Genomic DNA, 18245 nt, shown 5'->3' with positions numbered 1-18245 from the left:
GGATCCAGGACGGAGCACCGGCGATGAACCACACCAAGGACTCGGCCCGGCCGGGGCCTCCGCATCTGTCCGCCGGGAACGCCGGGGCAGTCGAAGCGGCGATCGGGGCTCCCGTCGCACAGACCGGCCCCGAGGAGCTGCCGCAGGACCACACGCAGGCGATCCTCCAGGCGACGAAGCGGGTGGGCGCACTGCTGAAGGCGTCGGGATACCCGTTCGCCCTGGTCGGCAGCGTGGCCGCCTACGCACACGGGGTCCCCACCCGGTTGCAGCACGACACGGACTTCTGCCTGCGCAGGGAAGACGCGGAAGGCGTGCTGCGGACTCTCACCGAGGGCGGTATCCAGGTCGCCTCGCCGCCGGAGGACTGGCTGGTGAAGGCGAGGGCCGACGGCGAGGAGATCGACCTGATCTTCGAGCTCGCCCACCGTCCCGTCACCAGGGAGATGCTCGACCGCGCCGAGATCCTGCCGGTCGACTCTGTGCACATGCCGGTGCTCGCCCCCACCGATCTGCTGGAGAGCCGACTCACGGCCCTGTCCGAGCACCACTGCGACTTCGGCGCCCTGCTGCCGGTGGCCCGCGCACTGCGCGAGCGGGTCGACTGGGACCGGCTGCGCCGTGACCACGCGGACTCACCCATGCCGGACGCGTTCCTCTACCTGCTGGAGCGGCTGGACGTCATCCCGCCGCGGGAGGTGCCCCATGAAGGTGCCTGAGGCCTCCGAGTACCGCATCGCCCGCCTCCGCGAGCGGCTCGCGGACGAGGAGATCTCCGAACTGGGCGTACAGATCGCCATGCGCGGCGGATACGTGCACCTGTGGGGCACCGTCTCCACGGCCGCCTGTAGAAACGAGATCGTACGCATCGCAGAAACCGAACTCGGCGGGCTGCCGGTGCGGGCCGACCTCACGGTCGTCTGCGCCACGGCCCCCGAAGGCCCCGAGGAGCTCGAGTGATCCGCGTAGCCGCCGTCGGAGACATCCACCTGGCCCCGGACAGCCGCGGCCTGTTGCGCCCCGCCTGGGAGACGCTCGGCAACTGCGCCGACATGCTGCTGCTGGCCGGCGACCTGACCCGGCACGGCACGATCGAGGAGGCGGAGGTGGTGGCCGCGGAGATCAAGGGCCTGCCCGTTCCGGTCGTCGCCGTACTGGGGAATCACGACTACCACAGCGACCTCGAGGACGAGGTGACAGCCGTGCTGGAGCGCGCCGGGGCGATCGTCCTCGAGGGGAACAGCACCGTGCTGGACGTGGACGGCACCCAGGTCGGCATCGCGGGCACGAAGGGCTTCTGCGGCGGCTTCGCGGGCCGCAGTGCGGGTGAGTTCGGCGAGCCGGAGATGAAGGCCTTCGTCCGCTACACCCGCCGTTGCGCGGCCGATCTGGCCCGGTCGCTGGCGGATCTGCGGGACCACGGCTGTGCGGTGCGGATCGCCTTGACGCACTTCTCCCCCGTTCCCGACACCCTGGCCGGAGAGCCGCTGGAGATCTATCCCTTCCTGGGCAGCTACCTGCTCGCGGAGGCGGTGGACGACGCCGAGGCGGATCTGGCCGTGCACGGCCATGCGCACCACGGAACCGAACACGGCATGACCACGGGCGGGGTGAAGGTGCGCAACGTCGCCCAGCCGGTCATCGGGCACGCCTTCGCCGTGTACCACGTACCGGTCAATGAGCGAATCGAGCTGCCGGCCGTCGGGTGAGAGGTTTCCGCCGTCCGGACCCGGGCAGGTGCGAAATGTGCTTCGGACAGGAGGCACGCCCCGTGGGAGCGGATGCTCCGGGCGTGTGACGTCCTGTTCGCGCCGTCTTCCTCGGGTGAGTCGATTCAGGCACGGCACCCACACCCTTCAGGGAGTCGCGACATCATGCCCACGTTCGCACACACCAAGCACTCTCACTCCGACGCTCCTGACACCACGGCGGCCTTCCAGCGGCTGGCCGAGCTGGACGACGGGCCGGAGCGGCAGGAGATGCGTCAGGAGATCGTGGCGGCCTGGCTGCCCATGGCCGAACGGATCGCCGGACGGTTCCGCAACCGCGGCGAGTCGCTGGAGGACCTCCAACAGGTCGCCGCTCTCGGCCTGGTCAAGGCGGTCGACCGCTACGACCCCTCACGCGGCGCGTTCGAGAGCTTCGCAGTGCCCACGGTCGTGGGCGAGGTCAAGCGGCACTTCCGCGACCACATGTGGGCCCTGCATGTGCCCCGGCGTGTCCAGGATCTGCGCAACCGGGTGCGCTTCGCACGCCAGGACCTCTCCCAGACGATCTCGGGGCGCGCCCCCACGGTCGCGGAGATCGCGGAACGTGCCGGGGTGTCCGAAGAGGACGCGCTGGTCGGTCTGGAGGCGCTGGAGTCGTTCACCGCGCTGTCCTTGGACGCCGAGCTCCCCGGGGCCGACGACGGCTACTCCCTCAGCGACACGCTGGGCTCGGCCGACCCTGCCATCGACGTGCTCGTCGACCGCGAAGCGGTCAAGCCGGGGCTGCGCAAGCTGCCCGAGCGCGAGCAGAACATCCTGTACATGCGCTTCTTCCGCGACATGACGCAGAGCAGCATCGCCCAGACGCTGGGGATTTCCCAGATGCATGTCTCTCGGCTGATCAGCCGGTCCTGCGATCAGCTGCGCAACGAGGTCATGCGCGACGCCGCATAGCCAGCGCCACGTGCCGGGACACGACGTCCACGGCCCGGGCCTCGGCCATCGAGAAGCCGGGTGTGCTCCCGCTGCGGAACAACGACAGCACCCCGAGCACCGGGGCGCCCTCCTCGCCCGGCACCCGGACGGGTGCGCACAGCAGCGACGTCACACCGGCCTGTACGAGCACCGAGTCGCCCCCCGCGTCACGGCCGAAGCAGTCGAGGTCCTCGGGGCGCAGCTGAAGCACCGCCGCCCCGTCCCGCGCGCTGTCGACGACGATCGGGCAGAGCGCCGGGTCCTGGGCCATGATCCTGGCCGCCAGGCCGGCCGCCTCCTCACCAGAGGGGCCGAGCACCGCCGCACGCCGCAGGCCGGAGTCCGTGACGAGGTCGGCGACGACCCAGTCGGCGCCATGAGCTGCGAGGACTTCCGCCGCCGCGCCCAGCGCCGCTTCGGGGTCGTCGGGCGGGGTGCCGAGAAGAACCCTCGTCATGTTGTCGAGGAGGTCCATCTGGGCCGCGTGCCCGGCCGCCTCGGCGAGATCGGGAGCGGCGACACGGCGCAGCTTGGGCGGTGCGCTCCGCGGGTGGCCCGACGCGGGGCCGGCAGGGGAGCCGGCGGCCCGGCCGGAGGAGGATTCGCCGCCCTCGTCGGGGATCGTCTCGGTCTGAAGGACCATGAGCACAGCCGGGTGCGGCTCGTTGGGCGGGCGCAGGGCGGTGAGGGTGGCCCTGAGGGTCTCTTCCGGCCGCTGCTGCAGATGCACCCGCAGGCTGCGCGGCCCTTCGCCACGGACCACGGCCGCCGCCTGCGACCGCAGCGCGGCGCGGTCGCCCGGTCTGAGCAGCCCTGCCAACGGGCGGCCGGCCGAGTACCCGGCCCGCACACCCGTCAGGTCCGTGGCGGCGAGGTTCATCCGCCGGACGACGGTGTCACCCTCGATGAGCGCCACGGGGAGCGGCAGCCGCTGGAAGAGGGCTCGCAGCAGTTGGAGTTCGGTGCGGTCCGCGGAGGCCCGTGCCGGGCCCTGAGTGGCGAGCCGCTCGTACTTCGGCCAGAGTGTCTCCGCGACGTGCTGGAGTTCGAAGAGCGCGGCGTCCAACAGCGTCCGCTGCTCGTCGATGGGCAGCCCCCGCGCGGCCCTCAGTTCGCCCACCCGGCGGACGAAATCCTCAAGATCGTCGCCGAACTCATCCGTCTGCGCCATGGAAGAAAATCTATCCGACCCGGCGGCCGGCGTGCGGCGGTACTGCCGGGTCGCCGCCCCCGGCCAGGGGGTTTGCCGCTGCGGGGGCCGGGCAACCGCCTGTGCGAAGGAGGACGAGCGCATGTTGCCCCCGCCGGATTTCAGCGTGGAACCCGCTGCTACCGCACGCGACCTGTCGGACTTCACGGAAGCGGCGATGCGCTGTGTGGACACGTGCTGCGGCGCCGCCACCACAGTCACCGACGGCACGTCCGAGCGCCGCGCCGCCGCCACCCATCCCGACCTGACCGCGCTGATCTCCGTCGAGTTCGACTCGGGTGAAGGCCCCACGTCCAGCGCCTTGGACTCGGGCGAACCCGTTGCCGCCGCCGACCTTCTCGACGAGGAGCGCTGGCCCGAGTACCGCGCGGCGGCCCTCGACTCGGGCATCCGGTCCAGCGTCACCATGCCCTTTCGCCGTGGCGACGTGGAAATGACGCTCAGTCTCTACAGCTTCCACCCCGGCGCGTTCGCTCATCTGGCCCACCACCCGGTGGTCGTGCTCGGCGAGCAGTTCGCCCAGGGGCTGGTCCGTGACCACTTCTACCGGGCGGCTCTCGCCCACGTGAACCAGCTCGAGACCGCGCTGGACTCACGCGCTGTCATCGACCAGGCCAGCGGCATCCTGATGCACGCGCTCGGCTGCGGCCCCGCGCAGGCCTTCGACCTCCTGCGGCGCTTCTCGCAACGCTCGAACCGCAAGCTGAGCGCGGTCGCCGAGGAGATCGTGCGCAGCCGGGGCCACGGGCTGAAGCGGCAGCCGCCCTCGAAGTGACCCCGCCGGAACGGGCGCACCGGCCGCGTGTCGAGCCGGTACCGCGAACCGCCGGCTCTCGTCCGACGGCACACGTCCGGTGCCCCGGTCACCCGGCCGAGGCGCCGAGAGTGTCGTCGCTCTTCGACTCGGCCACGGACAGCGGCGTGGCGATGTCCTCGAGGGACCTGCGTTCCGCGGCGACGGCGAAGAAGACCGCCACGACGCCGGCCGCGACCATCAGACCGGCTCCGACGCAGAAGGCCAGTACGGCGTCGGCGACGACGCCGCTGGCCGTCAGCTCGGCGAAGAGCAGGGGGCCGGAGATGCCGCCGGCCGCGGTGCCGATGGCGTAGAAGAACGCGATCGCCATGGCGCGCGTCTCCATGGGGAAGATCTCGCTGACGGTGAGATAGGCGGAACTGGCCCCGGCCGAGGCGAAGAAGAGCACCACACACCAGCACAGGGTCATCGTCGTGGCGTTCAGCACACCGGCGCCGAACAGCCAGGCGGTCCCGAAGAGCAGAAGCCCGGAGAGGATGTACGTTCCGGCGATCATCGGACGGCGGCCCACGGTGTCGAAGAGGCGGCCGAGGAGGAGCGGTCCGAGGAAGTTGCCGAAGGCGATGACGGCGAAGAAGTAGCCCGTACTCCCACTGGACACGTCGAAGAACCGCACCAGGATCGAGCCGAAGCCGAAGGTGATGGCGTTGTAGAGGAACGCCTGTCCGATGAAGAGAGCGAAGCCGAGCGTGGCCCGTTTGGGATAGGCGCGGAACAGAGTCCGCCCGATCTCGATGAATCCGATGCTGCGCCGTTGATGGATGGTGATCGCGGTCTCCGGCTCCGGCAGCCGTTCCCCCTTCTCCTCCTCGATCTGGCGCTCCACGTCCGCGACGAGCCGTTCGGCGCCCTCCGCGCGGCCGTGGATGAACATCCAGCGCGGGCTCTCCGGGACCTGCCGCCGCACCAGCAGAATCACCAGGCCGAGGACGACTCCGAGGGCGAACGTCAGCCGCCAGCCGATGTTGATCGCGAAGATGTCGGTGTTCAGCGCGACGACGGAGAGCAGGGCGCCGCCCATGGCTCCGAGCCAGTAACTGCCGTTGATGATGAGGTCGACCCGGCCCCGGTACTTGCTGGGGATCAGCTCGTCGATCGCCGAGTTGATGGCCGCGTACTCGCCGCCGATGCCGAAACCGGTGAGGAAGCGGAAGAGGAAGAACCACCAGACCGAGAAGGAGACCGCCGTCAGGGCGGTCGCGCCGAGATAGACGGCGAGCGTGATGAGGAAGAGTTTCTTGCGTCCGTACCGGTCGGTGAGCCAGCCGAAGAACAGGGCTCCGGAGCAGGCGCCCGCCACGTAGAGCGCGGCAGCCATGCCGGTCACCTGGGCGTCCGTGATGGGCAGCCCGCTGCCTTCCTCGGAGAGCCGGCTGGCGATGTTGCCGACGACGGTCACCTCGAGACCGTCGAGGATCCATACGGTGCCCAGGCCGACGACGATCATCCAGTGCCAGCGCGACCAGGGGAGCCGGTCGAGTCGTGCTGGGACCTTGGTGGTGATGGTTCCCGTCTCGGCGTCCGAGATCTGACTCATACCTTCCTCCTGCCTGGCCGGTGTCAGCGGACGGGGCTCCCTCGACGCGGGGTCCTGCCCCAGAGCCAGTCGCGGAGCGCGGACAACCGCGGGCGCTTCTCCCGCCGTTCCCTCGTGTGACGGTCCAGTTCCTCCATGAGGCGCCGCGACCGGTGGTCCATGTCGAGTTCGTCGAGAATCCTGTCGATCTCGGTGAGCAGCGCGCCGTGCAGCTGCCAGTGTCGCGGTAGGCGCTGGACGTCCTGGAGCAGCAGGTCTGCGGCCTTGTCGCGGCTGGTGCGGGCGGCCGCGAGCTCGCCCGTGAGCCGTTCCTCCGCGGCGTCGGCGCTCGCGCTTGTCTGTGTGGTGACGAGGACGGCGAAGCTCACCAGTGTGTCGGCGACGTGGGCCAGCAGCTCTTCGAGTGCGACGCCGACCTCGTGGGTGAACAGGTCCTCCTCCCTGCGTTCCTTGGCGAGGTCGGTGATGGTGCGGGCGAGTACGCGCAGGACGACGGCGCAGATCTCGAGCGTGTCGAGGCCGGTGCGCAGCACGATGCGGTGCAACAGCCCTTCCTTGACGCGCGGATTGAACCGGAGGCTGTCCTCCGCCTGGCGCAGCGCGGCGTCGACTTCGGCGATGTCGTTGTCGAGCCTGCGGGCCTCGTGCAGCCGGGCGGCCGCCCGCTCGACCGGGGTGGGGCTCGTCAGCTCCTCGCCGATCCGCAGCAGCAGGCGCCGCATCCGGCGCCCGAGGTCCTCGATCGACTCGCCGGCGGCCTCGACCCAGACCGGCGGCACGAACAAAAAGTTGAACAGCAGCCCCACGACGGCGCCGATGAGCGTTTCGAGGACCCGGTCCCAGGCGGTGTCGGTCACCTGGGTCACGCCGAGAACGAGCATGGCGCTGATCGCGACCTCGGGGACGAACTCGTCGACGCGCACGAATCTTCCGATGACCAGGGAGGCCAGGATGATCAGGCCGAGGCTCCACCAGCTCAGCCCGACGAGCGCGCTGAACCCGATGGCGATGAGCACTCCGACGACGACGGAGTTGACCCGGCGCACACTGGTCGTCAGCGTCGAGAAAAGGGTCACCTGGACGACGAGTAGCGCGGTCAGGGGCGCGGTGAGCGGGGGTGCGGGACTGTCGATCAGGTGCAGGGCGACCACATAGGAGATGGTCGCCGCCGCGGTGGATCGGAAAGTCTGTACCACCGCCGGCTCGTTGTGCCGGCGGACGATGCCGGCCACCGGCTCGCGTAGCCATGTCCGAAGCTCAGGCACATTCGTCCTTCCCCGCTCCCGCCCGGACTCCGTGAATCGGCGTGTCGATGTGCACGGAAACGGAGTCAGCGCCCGCCGGCCGCCGCCGCGCCTTCGCCCACGGTCGTCGCGGCGGGCCGTAGACGACGGTGTACATAGTGCTCGGCCGCGAGCACGGCTTCGCGCGCCGTACGCTCGCACATCAGCACGCACAGTGTGTAAGCCGTGTCCTCGAACCGCCTCCGGGCGGAGTCGTCGTGGGGCGCGGAGAGGACGTGATGTTCCTGCGCCCGGTAGCGGGCAATCAGCCTGGTGATCACACTCGTGTCGGGCATCAGCATGGTGGTCTCCCGGTTTCTGCGGCCCCCTGCACACGGCGGAGCGACGTCCGTCCGGTGCCTCATTGTGAACCGGAGCGGCCCAGCCCGCCACACAGCTGGCTACTCTAGGTAATCGTTGATATGGGGAGTGGTGGCGGCACGCCGGAGCAGCCCGTTTCGCAACCGTCCCTGCCGTTCTCACAGCCGGGTCCTGAGGCTCGAAGCACCCGTTCGCCAGGCGCCCAGAAGGTGGTCCGTGAGCCGGTCCTCGAGACAGGTGGTGGCCGCGATACCGAACGCCATGTCGGGCGCCAGCTCCGGTTCGTCGGCCAGCAGTCCGCCGACGACGTCCCTGCGCACGATCTGCTCGTGCACGGCGTCCGCCGTCACATGCTCCGCGTAGAAGTGCTCGGCGGCCGGCCCCGCCCCGGTGCGGCGCATGGCTTCGGCCAGCCGGCGCGAACCGGGGGACGATGTGACCTCCACCGTGGCGAAGTGCCCCACCAGAGCGCCTCGGTGGGCGCGGTGCAGTCCGAAGAGGGACATCAGGTTGACGTTGGCCAGCATCTGGGCTGCGGCGGCGTCGATGTACCGGCCGTAGGCGGGGTCGAGGCCGAGGTCCGTCATCAGCTCGGCGAAGAGCCGTGCGTGCACCCGTTCGGCGCGCCCGCCGCCGAACTCGTCGAACTCCACCGCCACGAACGCCGCTTTGGCCCTGCCCCGCAGTCGCGGGATGACCCAGGCGTGGGGGTCGGCCTCCTTGAGGTGGTACAGGGAGCGATGGGCGGCGTACTCACGCAGCTGCCACAGCTCGCCCTCGTCCTTCAAAAAGTACGAGACCCCGGTGCCGTCGACCGGCTCGACGAGCAGTTCGTCGAGTGCGTCGTGCACATCGGCATGCCCTGCGACCCGGTCGCGCACCTCGCCGAGGAAGCGCCGCTCCATCGCCGCACGAAGCCGCAGCAGTTCCGGCTCCCACTCCCAGGCCGGTTCCACGCCACGAAAGCCTCGGTAGTGCAGCTCGTAGCAGAGGTAGAGGGCCAGCTGCAGGTCGTCGCCGAGCGGATCTGCGCGCCGTGCGGAGTCGGGGGGCGGCAGCGGGCCGCCGACGGGGCCGCGCAACGCCTCCAGCACGCCCTGCGACAGCTCTCCACGGGCGTGCGGCAGTTCGCCCGCGGCGGGCGCGGCGGCCTCCGCGCCCGGGGTGGGCTTCGTCATCGCGTTCACCTCTTGCTGCGTCGGCGGTGGCTGGTGTCGCACCAGGGGTAGGCACGGCTGCGGCGGCATGTGCACAGTGCCACGGTGAACCGGTCGGACCGCACGGTGCTCCCGTCGTCGAGGACGACCTCCACGGGGCCCTCGACCAGCATCGGGCCCTCCGTGGTCACGGTCACGCGGCGGGGCACCCGGCCCTGCTGTCCCTCAAGGCCGCTCGGCTGCTGTGCATCAGGCCCGTTCGGCGCTCCCTCAGGTCCGTTCGGCACGGATGATCACCAGCTCTTCCTTCTCCTCGCCGGGAGCGATGAGCCCCCGGCGCTCCAGCCAGTCCGCGCGCGAGCGCAGAACGGGCCCGAAGGGGACGTACTGCCGCTGTTCGACGGCGGCGTCGAGCCCGGCCCGCTCCAGCCGCTGCAAGGTGGGCGTCACTCCGCTCAGCGCGGATTGCACCAGCAGCAGGACGCCCTCGGGGCGCAGCAGTTCACCGACGCCGTCGCAGATCCGGTCGAGCACGGCCCGGCCGTCGTGTCCGGCGTCCCAGGCGACGGCGGCGCCGCGCCGGGGCGGCCGGAGCTGCGGGGCGGGGACGTACGGCGGGTTGCACACGATCAGGTCGAAGCGCCGGCCCGCGGCCGGGCCGAGCAGGTCGCCGTGCAGGACCCGCACCCGGCGACGGCTGAGGGTCGCGTTGATGCGGGTGGCGACCACGGCGCGCCAGGACCTGTCGATCGCGGTCACGTCTGCACCGCGCCGGGCGGCGGCCAGGGCCAGCGCTCCGGTACCGGTGCCGACGTCGAGAACCTCTGTACCCGGTTGCAATCGGGGCTCGCGGTCGAGCGCGTCGGCGAGAAGAAACGTGTCGTCCTGCGGCGCGTACACGCCCGGAGCGATCAACAGAGCGCGATACGCCCGATCCGCTCCCAGCACACTGGGCATTCATGCTCCTTCGGCAGACGATGCGGGCGGCCTCCCGGGGCGCCCGGCAAGTTGCTGATCAGCGGGTGCCCGCTTCGGCGAATTTCATCCGTTTCGGCCGAGCGGCTCAGGGGACCCGGCCTGGGCCTGGCCCCCACGGCAGGCCCAGAAGCCTTACCGTCGCGGCAACCCACCGGAGCAGCCGATGAGCGTGAAGACAGGCCTGCGGGTCGTTGTCACAGGAGCGACCGGGAACGTCGGTACGAGCGTGATGAGGGCGCTGTCCGGGGACTCGCGGATCGCCTCGGTCCTGGGCCTCGCACGCCGGGTTCCGGACCTCGCCATCTCCCGAGCGGCCTGGGCCGCCGTCGATCTGGCCGCCGAGGACGCGGAAGAAGCCCTCGCCCGGCATCTCGAGGACGCCGACGCGGTGATCCACCTCGCCTGGCGCTTCCAGCCGACCCATTCACCTGTCACCACATGGCGGACCAATGTCCTCGGGTCACTGAGACTCTTCGAGGCGGTCGCCGCAGCCCGTGTGCCGGTGCTCGTGCACGCCTCGTCCGTCGGCGCGTACGCGCCCGGACCGAAGACCGGCCCGGGCGTCGACGAGTCATGGCCCACCCACGGCTGGCCGGACGCGGCCTACTGCCGCGAGAAGGCCTATCTGGAACGGGTGCTCGACTCCTACGAGCAGCAGCACCCGGAGATACGGGTCGTACGCATGCGTCCCGCCTTCCTGTTCAAGGAGGGGGCGGCCAGCGAACAGCGCCGGATCTTCGCGGGCCGGTTCCTGCCCGGACCGCTGATCAGGCCCGGGCTGCTGCCCTTCGTGCCCGACCTCGAGGGCCTGCGTTTCCAAGTACTGCACACGGACGACGCGGCGCACGCCTACCTCATGGCGGTCCTCCTCGACGCCCGCGGCGCGTTCAATCTCGCCGCCGACCCGGTGATCGACGCGCAGACCCTCGGCGAGCTGCTCCAGGCCCGGGTGGTCCGGGTGCCGCGCCGAGCGGTGCACGCCGCGGTGTCGGCTGCCTGGAGGGTGCGTGCCGTGCCCGCGTCTCCACATCTGTTCGACGCGCTGACCCGCATGCCGGTGATGAGCACCGCTCGGGCGCGGGAAGAACTGGAGTGGCAGCCCCGCCACACCGCGACGGCGGCGCTCGAGGAGTTCCTGCGCGGGGTGCGGAAAGGCGCGGGCGAGCCGACTCCCCCACTCGTCGGGCACCTGGCGCACTGAACCGCACCGCCGCCTCTCTGGGCGGTTACGGCAGGGCGGGCTCGGCGAACGGGCTGGTGGCGAGCTCGGCGAGCAGATCTGCGGGGTCGTCGTAGACGGCCGACGCTCCCGCGGCCTCCAGAGCCGTACGCGGGATGCCGCCGCACAGCAGCCCCACGCAGCGCACCCCCGCCCGGGTCGCCGCCTGCATGTCCCACACCGTGTCGCCGACGAACAGGGAGTTGCCGGCAGGGACACCGGCGAGTTCGAGAGCGTGCTCCACGGGTTCGGGGGCCGGTTTTCCCTCGTCCACGTCGTCCGAGCTCGCGGTCGCGCTGATGGCGTCGTCGGCGTCGATCGCCTTCCTGAGCGCGGCGAGCTCGGCGCCGGCCGCCGACGTGGCGAGGACCACCGTCCAGCCGTCGCCCGCCAGCGCGCGCAGCAGATCCCCTGCCCGGTCGAAGGCGGGCAGGCGGTCGGAGTACGTGGCGTACAGGGCCTGGTGCGCGGCCTTGATCGTGTCGTCCTTGCCCGTGTCGCGGTCGTCCCCCAGCAGATGGGCGATGAGGTCATGGCCCGCCAGCCCCACGGAGCGGTGGATGTGGTGCATGGGCACGCGGTGTCCGGCCTGGCGGAAGGCCTCCCACCAAGCGGTGACGTGCAGATGGTTGGTGTCGGCCAGCGTGCCGTCGACATCGAACACAGCGGCGCGGTCCATGGGCGAAGATCCTTCCGGTGGCTACTCCGGTACGGCGTTGTCGGTGGCGGTCACGGTGAAGATGGCGCCGTCGGGATCCCGCAGGGTGGCCTCCGCGCCATGCGAGGTGGAGCGTTCGCCGAGAACGGTGCCGCCGTGCCGGTCGGCCGCCCGCACCGTCTCTTCCAGGTCCTTCACGGCGAAGTGCACGTGCCAGCGCGGATGCAGCAGCGGGTTGGCCGCCGTGCCGTCGGCGCCCGAGGTGAGTCTGGCGAGGACCCGTCCCTCACGGTGCAGTACGACCGCGCCCTCCAGGTAGCTGACGTCGCAGCAGCCCGCGCGGTCGGACGCCCACTCGAGCACCTCGCCGTAAAAGATCGCCGAGTCGAAGGCGTCCTTGGCCAGTAGCCGGATCCACGCGGGCGCCTTGTCGCGCCACGCCGGCCAGTCGCGCATGAGCTCGCCCTCCCAGAGCCCGAAGACCGCGCCGTCGCGGTCGGCCGCCAGCACACCGCGCCCCATGGCCAGGGCCAGCGGCCCCACCGCCACGGTCCCGCTGCGCTCCCTGATGCGGCCCGCCGTCCTGTCGGCGTCCTCGACGGCGAAATAGGGCGTCCAGGCCACGGCGACGCTCAGTGCGGGCGCCAGGGAACCGATGCCGGCGACCGGCGCCCCGTCGACGACGGCGACTCTGAACTGGTCGCCCAGCCTGCCTCTGCGGAACCTCCAGCCGAGCACTGCGCCGTAGAAGTCCTGGGCTTCCTGGAGGTCACGGGCCATGAGGCTGACCCAACACGGCGCGCCGAACACCGCGGCGGACGATGCGGCGCCGACGGTCTGGGCCGGGGTCTTCTCGTTCATCACCATGTCCGGCGGTAGGGGGCGGTTCACGCGGGGGCGGCTTCCATGTTCCTCCCCCGGAAGCCGAGGAGCGAACGCGGTGGTGACCGTGCGTGAGCACCACGCCACGAGTTCCCCGGCGGCGGCGTTTGTAACCACCTCTGTCCGGGGCCGGCCGGACACCGGCTCCGTATGTCCGGTACGCCCGGGGGTAGCTGGACTGCATGACCGTTGAGAAGACCAGCGTCCTTGTCCTCGACGCCGCCGAACCCATGGAACTGGCCGAGTTCTACGCCGGGTTGTTCGGCGCGGAGGTGCGCGTCGGCAGCGATCCCGACTTCGTGGAGGTGATCGGACACAGCGGCGTGCATCTGGCGATGCGCCGCGACCACGGGTACGCGCCGCCCAGCTGGCCGCGACCGGAGGACTCCCAGCAGGCGCATCTGCGCATCCTGGTCGCCCGCGACGATCTGGACGCGGCGGAACGCGAGGCGGTCGGGCTCGGGGCCCGGCCGGTGGACAGCAGCAACCGGGGTGGGCCGCAGGAGGAGCGTGTCTTCTCCGATCCGGCCGGACACTCGTTCTCCTTCTCGGTGTCCCCGGCACCGGCAAAGACGGAGCCGCGACTCTAGGAGGCCGGGAGAGCAGAGGGGCAGGGCCCGGCCGGGCCCTGCCCCGTGATCGTCAGCGGGACCCCAGCGCCTCCACCACGCGTCGGGCGGTGTCCGCGCTCGACTGCGGGTTCTGGCCGGTGATGAGGTTGCCGTCCACGACCACCTTGCTGCCCCACGCCGGACCAGGGTCGACGACCGCGCCGAGGTCGCGCAGCCGCGACTCGACGAGGTAGGGCGTCTTGTCCCCGAGGCCGCCCTGCTGCTCCTCCTCATTGCTGAACACGGTCAGCCGACGCCCGGCGAAGGCGAAGGCGCCGTCCTGTCCGACGGCGCTGAGCAGGGCCGAGGGGCCGTGGCAGAGCGCCGCGACGACGGTGCCGCGGCCGGCGGCGTGGTGCAGCAGCCGGCCGAGGTCCGCACTGACGGCGAGGTCGGCCATCGGGGCGTGGCCACCGGGGATGTACACCGCGTCGTAGTCGCCGGCGGACACGTCGGCGAGGTCGGCCGGCGCGGCCAGGTCGGCGTCGATCGTCTCCAGGTACGCACGGAATCGCTCGGCGTCCGCATCCTCGACACCACCGCGCTCGTCGAGGCTTATCGGGTCCACGGTCGGACGGACGCCGCCCGGCGTCGCAATGGTCACGTCGTGGCCCGCCGCGCGCAGCACCTCGTGCGACGCCGCGACTTCCTCGGCCCAGTAGCCGGTGGGATGAACCGTGCCGTCGGACAGCTTCAGGCTGTCGGCGCCGGAGATGACCATGAGGATCTTGGACATGGAGTGGTCCTTACTTCGCGTGATGTGTTCGCTTTCGAATGCGGACACCCTCAGTTTTGACCGCCACCTGCCCCCGGGCATCATGAGCATCATAAGTTCTCTTATGGAATGGGTGTTGCGTGCCGGGACTGGATCTGCTGGCGACCTTCGTGGAGATCTACCGTTGCGGGTCGGTGTCCGCCGCCGCCGAACGGCTGGGCCTCACCCAGCCCGCCGTCAGCGGCCAGCTGGCCCGGCTCGAGGAGCAGCTGGGCGAGCAGCTCTTCGTCCGTTCCAGGAAGGGCGTCACCCCCACGGCCCACGCCGCCGACCTGGCCGCGCGCGTCGGCACCCACCTCGACGAGCTACGGGCGGCCCTGTCCCCGTCCGGAGCGGGACCGGCCCATGTGGGGACCGTAAGGATCGCGGGACCGGGCGAGCTGATCGCGATGCGCGTGCTTCCCACGCTCGCCCCGCTGACCACCCGGGGGCTGCGGATCCATGTGACGCTGGGCCTCGCCAAGGAGCTGCTCCGTGAGCTCTCCGCCGGGCGGGTGGACCTGGTCGTGTCCGCCATAAGGCCCACCCAGCAGGACATCGCGGCGACCGTGCTCGTCGACGAGGAGTTCGTCCTCGTCGGGCCGCCGACCCTCGCCCGCAGCGTCGACGCCGCCCGGCTGGCCGACGACCCCGTGGAAGCCCTCGCGCATCTCCCCCTGGTCGGTTACGCGGACGATCTGCCGATCGTCCGCCGCTACTGGCTGAGCGAGTTCGGCCGCCGCCCATCGAACACCATCGCCGTGATCGTCCCGGACCTGCGGGCAGTGCTCGCCGCCGTGATCGCCGGTGCGGGCGTGAGCGCGCTGCCGCGCTACCTCGCCGAGCCCGCCCTCTCCGCGGGCTCCGTCGAACTGCTCCACGAGCCGGCCGCTCCACCGCTCAACACGCTGTACCTGGCCACTCGCACGGGGGCGCTCGTCCACCCTCCGCTGGCCCTCGTGCATGACCATCTACGCACACGCGCCCACTCATGGGGCGCGCTCTGATCACCTGCAACCCATGGGCAGAAACGGGCAGTTGGGGCGCCTCGCCTTGGCCGAAAGCCGACGTGTCAGAAGGCTTCGCCGGCCGATCACCTGTACCGCCGTCCCGGCTCTCCCTAGCATGTTGTTCCCACTGACCGGATCTCCATCAACGCGGGTGAGGACTGGATGCAGAGCTCGTGGCGCCCCGACGCCATCGACACCAAGGTGCCCAGCGTGGCGCGCATGTACGACTACTTCCTGGGGGGCGACGACAACTACCAGTCCGACCGCGACGCCTGTGAGGAGCTGCTGAAGCAGGTTCCCAGCACCAAGACGCTCGCCGTCAACAACCGCCGCTTCCTGCGGCGCGTGGTGCGTCTGCTGGCGAGCGAGTACGGAATCCGCCAGTTCATCGACCACGGCTCCGGTCTGCCGACCCAGGACAACGTCCACCAGGTCGCGCAGGCGGTAGATCCCGAGTCCAGGGTCGTCTACATCGACAGCGACCCGATCGTGCTCGCGCACGGCCGCGCCCTGCTCGACGAGAACGACCGCACCACGGTCATCCAGGCCGACATGCGCGACACCGAAGGCATCTTCGGCCACGAGGAGACTCAGCGGCTGATCGACTTCAGCCAGCCGGTTGCCGCTCTCTTCGTGTCGGTGATGCACTGCATTCCGGACGAGGACGACCCGGCCGCGCTCGTTCGGCGGGTCGCCGACCGGCTGGTGCCCGGTAGTTTCCTGGTTGTCTGTCAGCTGGTGAGCGACCGGCCCGAGATCCGCAAGTTCGTCACCGACTTCATGGCCGAGGCGACGGACAACCACTGGGGTCGGGTGCGCGAGGAACACGAGGTCGCCGCCTACCTGGACGGACTGGAGATCCTCGAGCCAGGCCTGGTCGAGGTCTCGACCTGGCGTCCGGACAACGACCTCGCGCCGGTGCAGCAGACCGACGAATGGATCGAGTGGGGCGGCGTCGCGCGCCTCCCGTAGCGCCCGCACGCTCCTGGTCGACAACGACGCCCGGTGCACCGCTTACGAGAAGCGGTGCACCGGGCGTCGGGCGTTGCCAGGCCGGCAAGGGGGCCGCTGAAGGCCCGGCGCCGCCGGACCCAGGGACCTGCTGAAGGTCGGGAGCCGCCGGAGCGAAGGGCATGCTGAAGTCGGGGGCCCAGCGGACCCACGGACCCGCTACAGGCCGGCGATGCGCTCCTCGAGCAGCTCCAGCGACTGTCTGGGCGTCAGCGCGCAGGCACCGAGCCGGTCCAGCATGTCCCGGTACTGCTCGACGGCCTGGGGTTTCTGGGTGAAGGTGCTGTCGGTCAGGTGCTCGATGTAGACGGCGTCCTTCAAGTCGCCCAGCGCGAAGCGCAGATAGCTCACGCCGGTACCGACGCCGACGGAGGCGGTCACCTCCAGCGGGGCGACCTGGAGAGTCACCCGCGGGCGCTGCATCATCGCGACGAGATGCTCCAGCTGTTCGCGCATCAGCAGCCGCCCGCCGACCGTGCGCATCAGCACGGACTCGTCGATCACGGCCCACAGACGCGGCGCCTCGGGTGTATCGAGCTGCCGCTGCCGCTCCCGGCGCAGATCGACCCGGCGACGGACATCGTGCGTGAGGAGGTGACCGGGTCCTGATCGGACGACCGCCTCCGCGTAGGCGGGGGTCTGCAGCAGGCCGGGGACGTAGAACGGCTCGTACGTACGGATGGTGGACGCGGCGCCCTCGAGGGCGACCAGTGGCTCGAAGAAGTCGGAGAGTACGTCACTGAAGGAGCGCCACCAGTCCGACTGGCGGGATTGCGTCACCAGCCGCATGAATTCGGCGACCTGCTCCTCCGCCTTCACCCCGTACAGACCCAGCAGGGCTTCGGCGTCGGTCGGCTTGCATCCGTGGCGGCCCAGTTCGATGCGACTGGTCTTGGAACGCGAGAAACCGAGTTGGACGTCGCCGTCCGCCGGGTCGAGGCCGGCGTTCACCCGCAGTTGGCGCAATTTGCCGCCAAGGATGAGCTTCAGGGCGGTTGGGTTGTTCTCGACCGCGCCCAGCGGCCGGACGAACAACGACGGGCTCGGTTCGACTGCAGCCATCAGGCGCTCCTGCGGAGAAATAGGGACGACGACAGTATCCAGCACTCCCGCGGTGAAGCCATGGGGAAGTCGCCTGCCCTACGGCGTTTTTCAGCCGATTGCCGGGGCGAGATTCCCCTCCCCGACGGCCGCCACGAACCCGGAGAACCCGTCGCGTGTGCAGACGAGCGCCGGGCCGTGCGGATCACGGGAATTGCGTACGGCGATCCGGCCGTCGGGAAGTGCAGCCATCTCCACGCAGTTCCCGGTGGCGTTGCTGTGGCTGCTCTTGATCCACCGCACCGAATCCAGGGCACTGGCCTGCATTCCGTTGACGAACTCCACTCCCATCAACTCCTTCTGTTCGCACATGCGTTCACCAGGATCCCGCCAGTGCAATCCCAACTGCAATTGCATCTTCGGGTGGGCTCGACAATACTCGTCCCGCGTCTACTGTCGAACGGCGAAGCCTGCAGGGAGACATGACCAGTGGCGACTCACACGGCGGCCTTGTCGAGCACCGACACCGGGCAGGCAGGCCGGAGTCGGCCTGCCCAATCTGGCGTGAAATCTCCGCCCCCGGTGTTCCGCCCCTCCGTGCCCGGGCACGGCGCGCCCGGAGGCGGCTCGGAGGAGCCGGTCGTGCCCAGCGGCTTCTCCGCCTGCGGGCTGGACGGCCATCTGCAGAACGCGGGCCAAGCACGGAAGTTCGCCGCCCGCACCCTGGACCAGTGGGCACTGCCGTCCCTGGCGGCGAACGTCGAACTGATCGTCAGTGAGCTCGTGACCAACGCCGTACGGCACGCGCTGCCGCCCGTCCCACCGCACACGGCCGAATACCCGGTCTGGCTCGGACTCTTCCGCTACAACCGCCACCTGGTCTGCGCGGTCACCGACCCCAGCCCGGCCCCGCCGCGCCGTCGCCGGCCGGACCCCTGCTCGGTGGGCGGTCGCGGACTCATGCTGATCAGCACATTGAGCGACTCCTGGTCCTGGCGGCTGACACCTCCGCAGGGCAAGACCGTCTGGGCCACCCTGCCGCTGCCGCCCACCGGCAGCTGATACGGCCCCG

22 protein-coding genes are annotated in these 18245 nt (G+C 70.5%); 10 read left to right on the top strand and 12 right to left on the bottom strand.

Translation table 11 applies throughout. The features are described from left to right. The first annotated feature begins 23 nt into the window (after positions 1–23). The 4 genes from ACIQ7Q_RS11240 (at position 24) to ACIQ7Q_RS11225 (ending at position 2663) form a co-directional block, all read left to right on the top strand. Entirely contained in the window at positions 24–719 is a 696-nt protein-coding gene (locus tag ACIQ7Q_RS11240) for a nucleotidyltransferase family protein (protein WP_403858943.1), read from the top strand. Continuing rightward, the gene (locus ACIQ7Q_RS11235; RefSeq protein WP_403858941.1) at positions 706–960 is read left to right on the top strand and encodes a BON domain-containing protein; all 255 of its coding nucleotides are present in this window, start codon (positions 706–708) and stop codon (positions 958–960) included. The genes ACIQ7Q_RS11240 and ACIQ7Q_RS11235 overlap by 14 nt, the downstream gene beginning before the upstream one ends. Further along, positions 957–1709, top strand: coding sequence for a metallophosphoesterase (locus ACIQ7Q_RS11230; RefSeq protein WP_403858939.1), 753 nt, complete (start codon positions 957–959; stop codon positions 1707–1709). The genes ACIQ7Q_RS11235 and ACIQ7Q_RS11230 overlap by 4 nt, the downstream gene beginning before the upstream one ends. 165 nt (positions 1710–1874) lie before the next feature. Further along, a complete protein-coding gene (locus ACIQ7Q_RS11225) occupies positions 1875–2663 on the top strand; it encodes an RNA polymerase sigma factor SigF (protein WP_403858937.1) in 789 nt (262 codons plus the stop codon). Here ACIQ7Q_RS11225 and ACIQ7Q_RS11220 read toward each other — a convergent pair. Further along, positions 2644–3855, bottom strand: a complete 1212-nt coding sequence (locus tag ACIQ7Q_RS11220) for a PAS domain-containing protein (RefSeq protein WP_403858935.1) — start codon at positions 3853–3855, stop codon at positions 2644–2646. The two genes, ACIQ7Q_RS11225 and ACIQ7Q_RS11220, sit on opposite strands and share 20 nt — an antisense overlap. A 121-nt stretch (positions 3856–3976) precedes the next feature. Between ACIQ7Q_RS11220 and ACIQ7Q_RS11215 the strand changes: the two genes are divergently transcribed. Next, positions 3977–4669, top strand: a complete 693-nt coding sequence (locus ACIQ7Q_RS11215) for an ANTAR domain-containing response regulator (protein WP_403858933.1) — start codon at positions 3977–3979, stop codon at positions 4667–4669. 88 nt (positions 4670–4757) lie between these two features. Here the strand turns inward: ACIQ7Q_RS11215 and ACIQ7Q_RS11210 are convergent, their stop codons facing one another. From ACIQ7Q_RS11210 to ACIQ7Q_RS11185, 6 genes are all read right to left on the bottom strand, one after another. Further along, positions 4758–6248, bottom strand: a complete 1491-nt coding sequence (locus ACIQ7Q_RS11210; protein WP_403858931.1) for an MFS transporter — start codon at positions 6246–6248, stop codon at positions 4758–4760. A gap of 23 nt (positions 6249–6271) precedes the next feature. Then, positions 6272–7513, bottom strand: coding sequence for an aromatic acid exporter family protein (locus tag ACIQ7Q_RS11205; protein WP_403858929.1), 1242 nt, complete (start codon positions 7511–7513; stop codon positions 6272–6274). A 65-nt stretch (positions 7514–7578) separates the two neighbouring features. Continuing rightward, entirely contained in the window at positions 7579–7833 is a 255-nt protein-coding gene (locus tag ACIQ7Q_RS11200; RefSeq protein ID WP_403858927.1) for a DUF5133 domain-containing protein, read from the bottom strand. A 177-nt stretch (positions 7834–8010) separates the two neighbouring features. Next, positions 8011–9030 carry an iron-containing redox enzyme family protein gene (locus tag ACIQ7Q_RS11195; RefSeq protein WP_403858925.1) on the bottom strand — a complete coding sequence of 340 codons (1020 nt, stop codon included), beginning with the start codon at positions 9028–9030 and terminating at the stop codon, positions 8011–8013. 5 nt (positions 9031–9035) lie between these two features. Next, entirely contained in the window at positions 9036–9218 is a 183-nt protein-coding gene (locus tag ACIQ7Q_RS11190) for a CDGSH iron-sulfur domain-containing protein (protein WP_403858924.1), read from the bottom strand. Positions 9219–9279: 61 nt separating this feature from the next. Continuing rightward, positions 9280–9966 carry a HemK2/MTQ2 family protein methyltransferase gene (locus ACIQ7Q_RS11185; protein WP_403858922.1) on the bottom strand — a complete coding sequence of 229 codons (687 nt, stop codon included), beginning with the start codon at positions 9964–9966 and terminating at the stop codon, positions 9280–9282. A gap of 184 nt (positions 9967–10150) precedes the next feature. Here ACIQ7Q_RS11185 and ACIQ7Q_RS11180 point away from each other — a divergent pair, with 184 nt between their 5' ends. Then, positions 10151–11188 carry an NAD-dependent epimerase/dehydratase family protein gene (locus ACIQ7Q_RS11180; RefSeq protein ID WP_403858920.1) on the top strand — a complete coding sequence of 346 codons (1038 nt, stop codon included), beginning with the start codon at positions 10151–10153 and terminating at the stop codon, positions 11186–11188. 25 nt (positions 11189–11213) lie between these two features. On the opposite strand, the gene ACIQ7Q_RS11175 is transcribed toward ACIQ7Q_RS11180, so the two are convergent. After that, positions 11214–11885, bottom strand: coding sequence for an HAD family hydrolase (locus ACIQ7Q_RS11175; RefSeq protein WP_403858918.1), 672 nt, complete (start codon positions 11883–11885; stop codon positions 11214–11216). A gap of 21 nt (positions 11886–11906) precedes the next feature. Beyond that, positions 11907–12725, bottom strand: a complete 819-nt coding sequence (locus ACIQ7Q_RS11170; protein WP_403859180.1) for a VOC family protein — start codon at positions 12723–12725, stop codon at positions 11907–11909. A 203-nt stretch (positions 12726–12928) separates the two neighbouring features. Here ACIQ7Q_RS11170 and ACIQ7Q_RS11165 point away from each other — a divergent pair, with 203 nt between their 5' ends. After that, positions 12929–13336, top strand: a complete 408-nt coding sequence (locus tag ACIQ7Q_RS11165) for a VOC family protein (protein WP_403858916.1) — start codon at positions 12929–12931, stop codon at positions 13334–13336. A gap of 52 nt (positions 13337–13388) precedes the next feature. On the opposite strand, the gene ACIQ7Q_RS11160 is transcribed toward ACIQ7Q_RS11165, so the two are convergent. After that, positions 13389–14093: a type 1 glutamine amidotransferase domain-containing protein gene (locus ACIQ7Q_RS11160; RefSeq protein WP_403858914.1), complete on the bottom strand. Its 705-nt coding sequence runs from the start codon at positions 14091–14093 to the stop codon at positions 13389–13391. A 119-nt stretch (positions 14094–14212) separates the two neighbouring features. On the opposite strand from ACIQ7Q_RS11160, the gene ACIQ7Q_RS11155 reads away from it, so the two are divergent. Then, positions 14213–15118, top strand: a complete 906-nt coding sequence (locus ACIQ7Q_RS11155; RefSeq protein WP_403858912.1) for a LysR family transcriptional regulator — start codon at positions 14213–14215, stop codon at positions 15116–15118. Positions 15119–15283: 165 nt separating this feature from the next. Then, positions 15284–16093, top strand: a complete 810-nt coding sequence (locus ACIQ7Q_RS11150) for an SAM-dependent methyltransferase (RefSeq protein WP_403858910.1) — start codon at positions 15284–15286, stop codon at positions 16091–16093. A gap of 198 nt (positions 16094–16291) precedes the next feature. Here ACIQ7Q_RS11150 and ACIQ7Q_RS11145 read toward each other — a convergent pair whose 3' ends face one another. Then, the gene (locus ACIQ7Q_RS11145; protein ID WP_403858908.1) at positions 16292–17194 is read right to left on the bottom strand and encodes a helix-turn-helix domain-containing protein; all 903 of its coding nucleotides are present in this window, start codon (positions 17192–17194) and stop codon (positions 16292–16294) included. Between the two features lie 90 nt (positions 17195–17284). Beyond that, entirely contained in the window at positions 17285–17545 is a 261-nt protein-coding gene (locus ACIQ7Q_RS11140; RefSeq protein WP_403858906.1) for a DUF397 domain-containing protein, read from the bottom strand. A gap of 192 nt (positions 17546–17737) precedes the next feature. Here ACIQ7Q_RS11140 and ACIQ7Q_RS11135 point away from each other — a divergent pair, with 192 nt between their 5' ends. Next, a complete protein-coding gene (locus ACIQ7Q_RS11135; RefSeq protein WP_403858904.1) occupies positions 17738–18235 on the top strand; it encodes an ATP-binding protein in 498 nt (165 codons plus the stop codon). Positions 18236–18245 lie beyond the last annotated feature (10 nt).

This window comes from Streptomyces sp. NPDC096176, from assembly GCF_044763255.1.
Classification (GTDB): domain Bacteria; phylum Actinomycetota; class Actinomycetes; order Streptomycetales; family Streptomycetaceae; genus Streptomyces.
The sequence above is the reverse complement of the archived record's forward strand: the minus strand, read 5'-3'. Positions and strand labels throughout refer to the sequence as shown.

Excerpts from the sequence above, each read along its gene's own strand:
- ACIQ7Q_RS11200 (WP_403858927.1), bottom strand. The coding sequence starts at position 7,833 with ATGCTGATGCCCGACACGAGTGTGATCACCAGGCTGATTGCCCGCTAC.
- ACIQ7Q_RS11185 (WP_403858922.1), bottom strand. The coding sequence starts at position 9,966 with ATGCCCAGTGTGCTGGGAGCGGATCGGGCGTATCGCGCTCTGTTGATC.
- ACIQ7Q_RS11180 (WP_403858920.1), top strand. The coding sequence starts at position 10,151 with ATGAGCGTGAAGACAGGCCTGCGGGTCGTTGTCACAGGAGCGACCGGG.
- ACIQ7Q_RS11175 (WP_403858918.1), bottom strand. The coding sequence starts at position 11,885 with ATGGACCGCGCCGCTGTGTTCGATGTCGACGGCACGCTGGCCGACACC.
- ACIQ7Q_RS11140 (WP_403858906.1), bottom strand. The coding sequence starts at position 17,545 with ATGTGCGAACAGAAGGAGTTGATGGGAGTGGAGTTCGTCAACGGAATG.
- ACIQ7Q_RS11165 (WP_403858916.1), top strand. The coding sequence starts at position 12,929 with ATGACCGTTGAGAAGACCAGCGTCCTTGTCCTCGACGCCGCCGAACCC.
- ACIQ7Q_RS11210 (WP_403858931.1), bottom strand. The coding sequence starts at position 6,248 with ATGAGTCAGATCTCGGACGCCGAGACGGGAACCATCACCACCAAGGTC.
- ACIQ7Q_RS11235 (WP_403858941.1), top strand. The coding sequence starts at position 706 with ATGAAGGTGCCTGAGGCCTCCGAGTACCGCATCGCCCGCCTCCGCGAG.
- ACIQ7Q_RS11240 (WP_403858943.1), top strand. The coding sequence starts at position 24 with ATGAACCACACCAAGGACTCGGCCCGGCCGGGGCCTCCGCATCTGTCC.
- ACIQ7Q_RS11220 (WP_403858935.1), bottom strand. The coding sequence starts at position 3,855 with ATGGCGCAGACGGATGAGTTCGGCGACGATCTTGAGGATTTCGTCCGC.
- ACIQ7Q_RS11225 (WP_403858937.1), top strand. The coding sequence starts at position 1,875 with ATGCCCACGTTCGCACACACCAAGCACTCTCACTCCGACGCTCCTGAC.
- ACIQ7Q_RS11215 (WP_403858933.1), top strand. The coding sequence starts at position 3,977 with ATGTTGCCCCCGCCGGATTTCAGCGTGGAACCCGCTGCTACCGCACGC.
- ACIQ7Q_RS11195 (WP_403858925.1), bottom strand. The coding sequence starts at position 9,030 with ATGACGAAGCCCACCCCGGGCGCGGAGGCCGCCGCGCCCGCCGCGGGC.
- ACIQ7Q_RS11160 (WP_403858914.1), bottom strand. The coding sequence starts at position 14,093 with ATGTCCAAGATCCTCATGGTCATCTCCGGCGCCGACAGCCTGAAGCTG.
- ACIQ7Q_RS11170 (WP_403859180.1), bottom strand. The coding sequence starts at position 12,725 with ATGAACGAGAAGACCCCGGCCCAGACCGTCGGCGCCGCATCGTCCGCC.
- ACIQ7Q_RS11150 (WP_403858910.1), top strand. The coding sequence starts at position 15,284 with ATGCAGAGCTCGTGGCGCCCCGACGCCATCGACACCAAGGTGCCCAGC.
- ACIQ7Q_RS11145 (WP_403858908.1), bottom strand. The coding sequence starts at position 17,194 with ATGGCTGCAGTCGAACCGAGCCCGTCGTTGTTCGTCCGGCCGCTGGGC.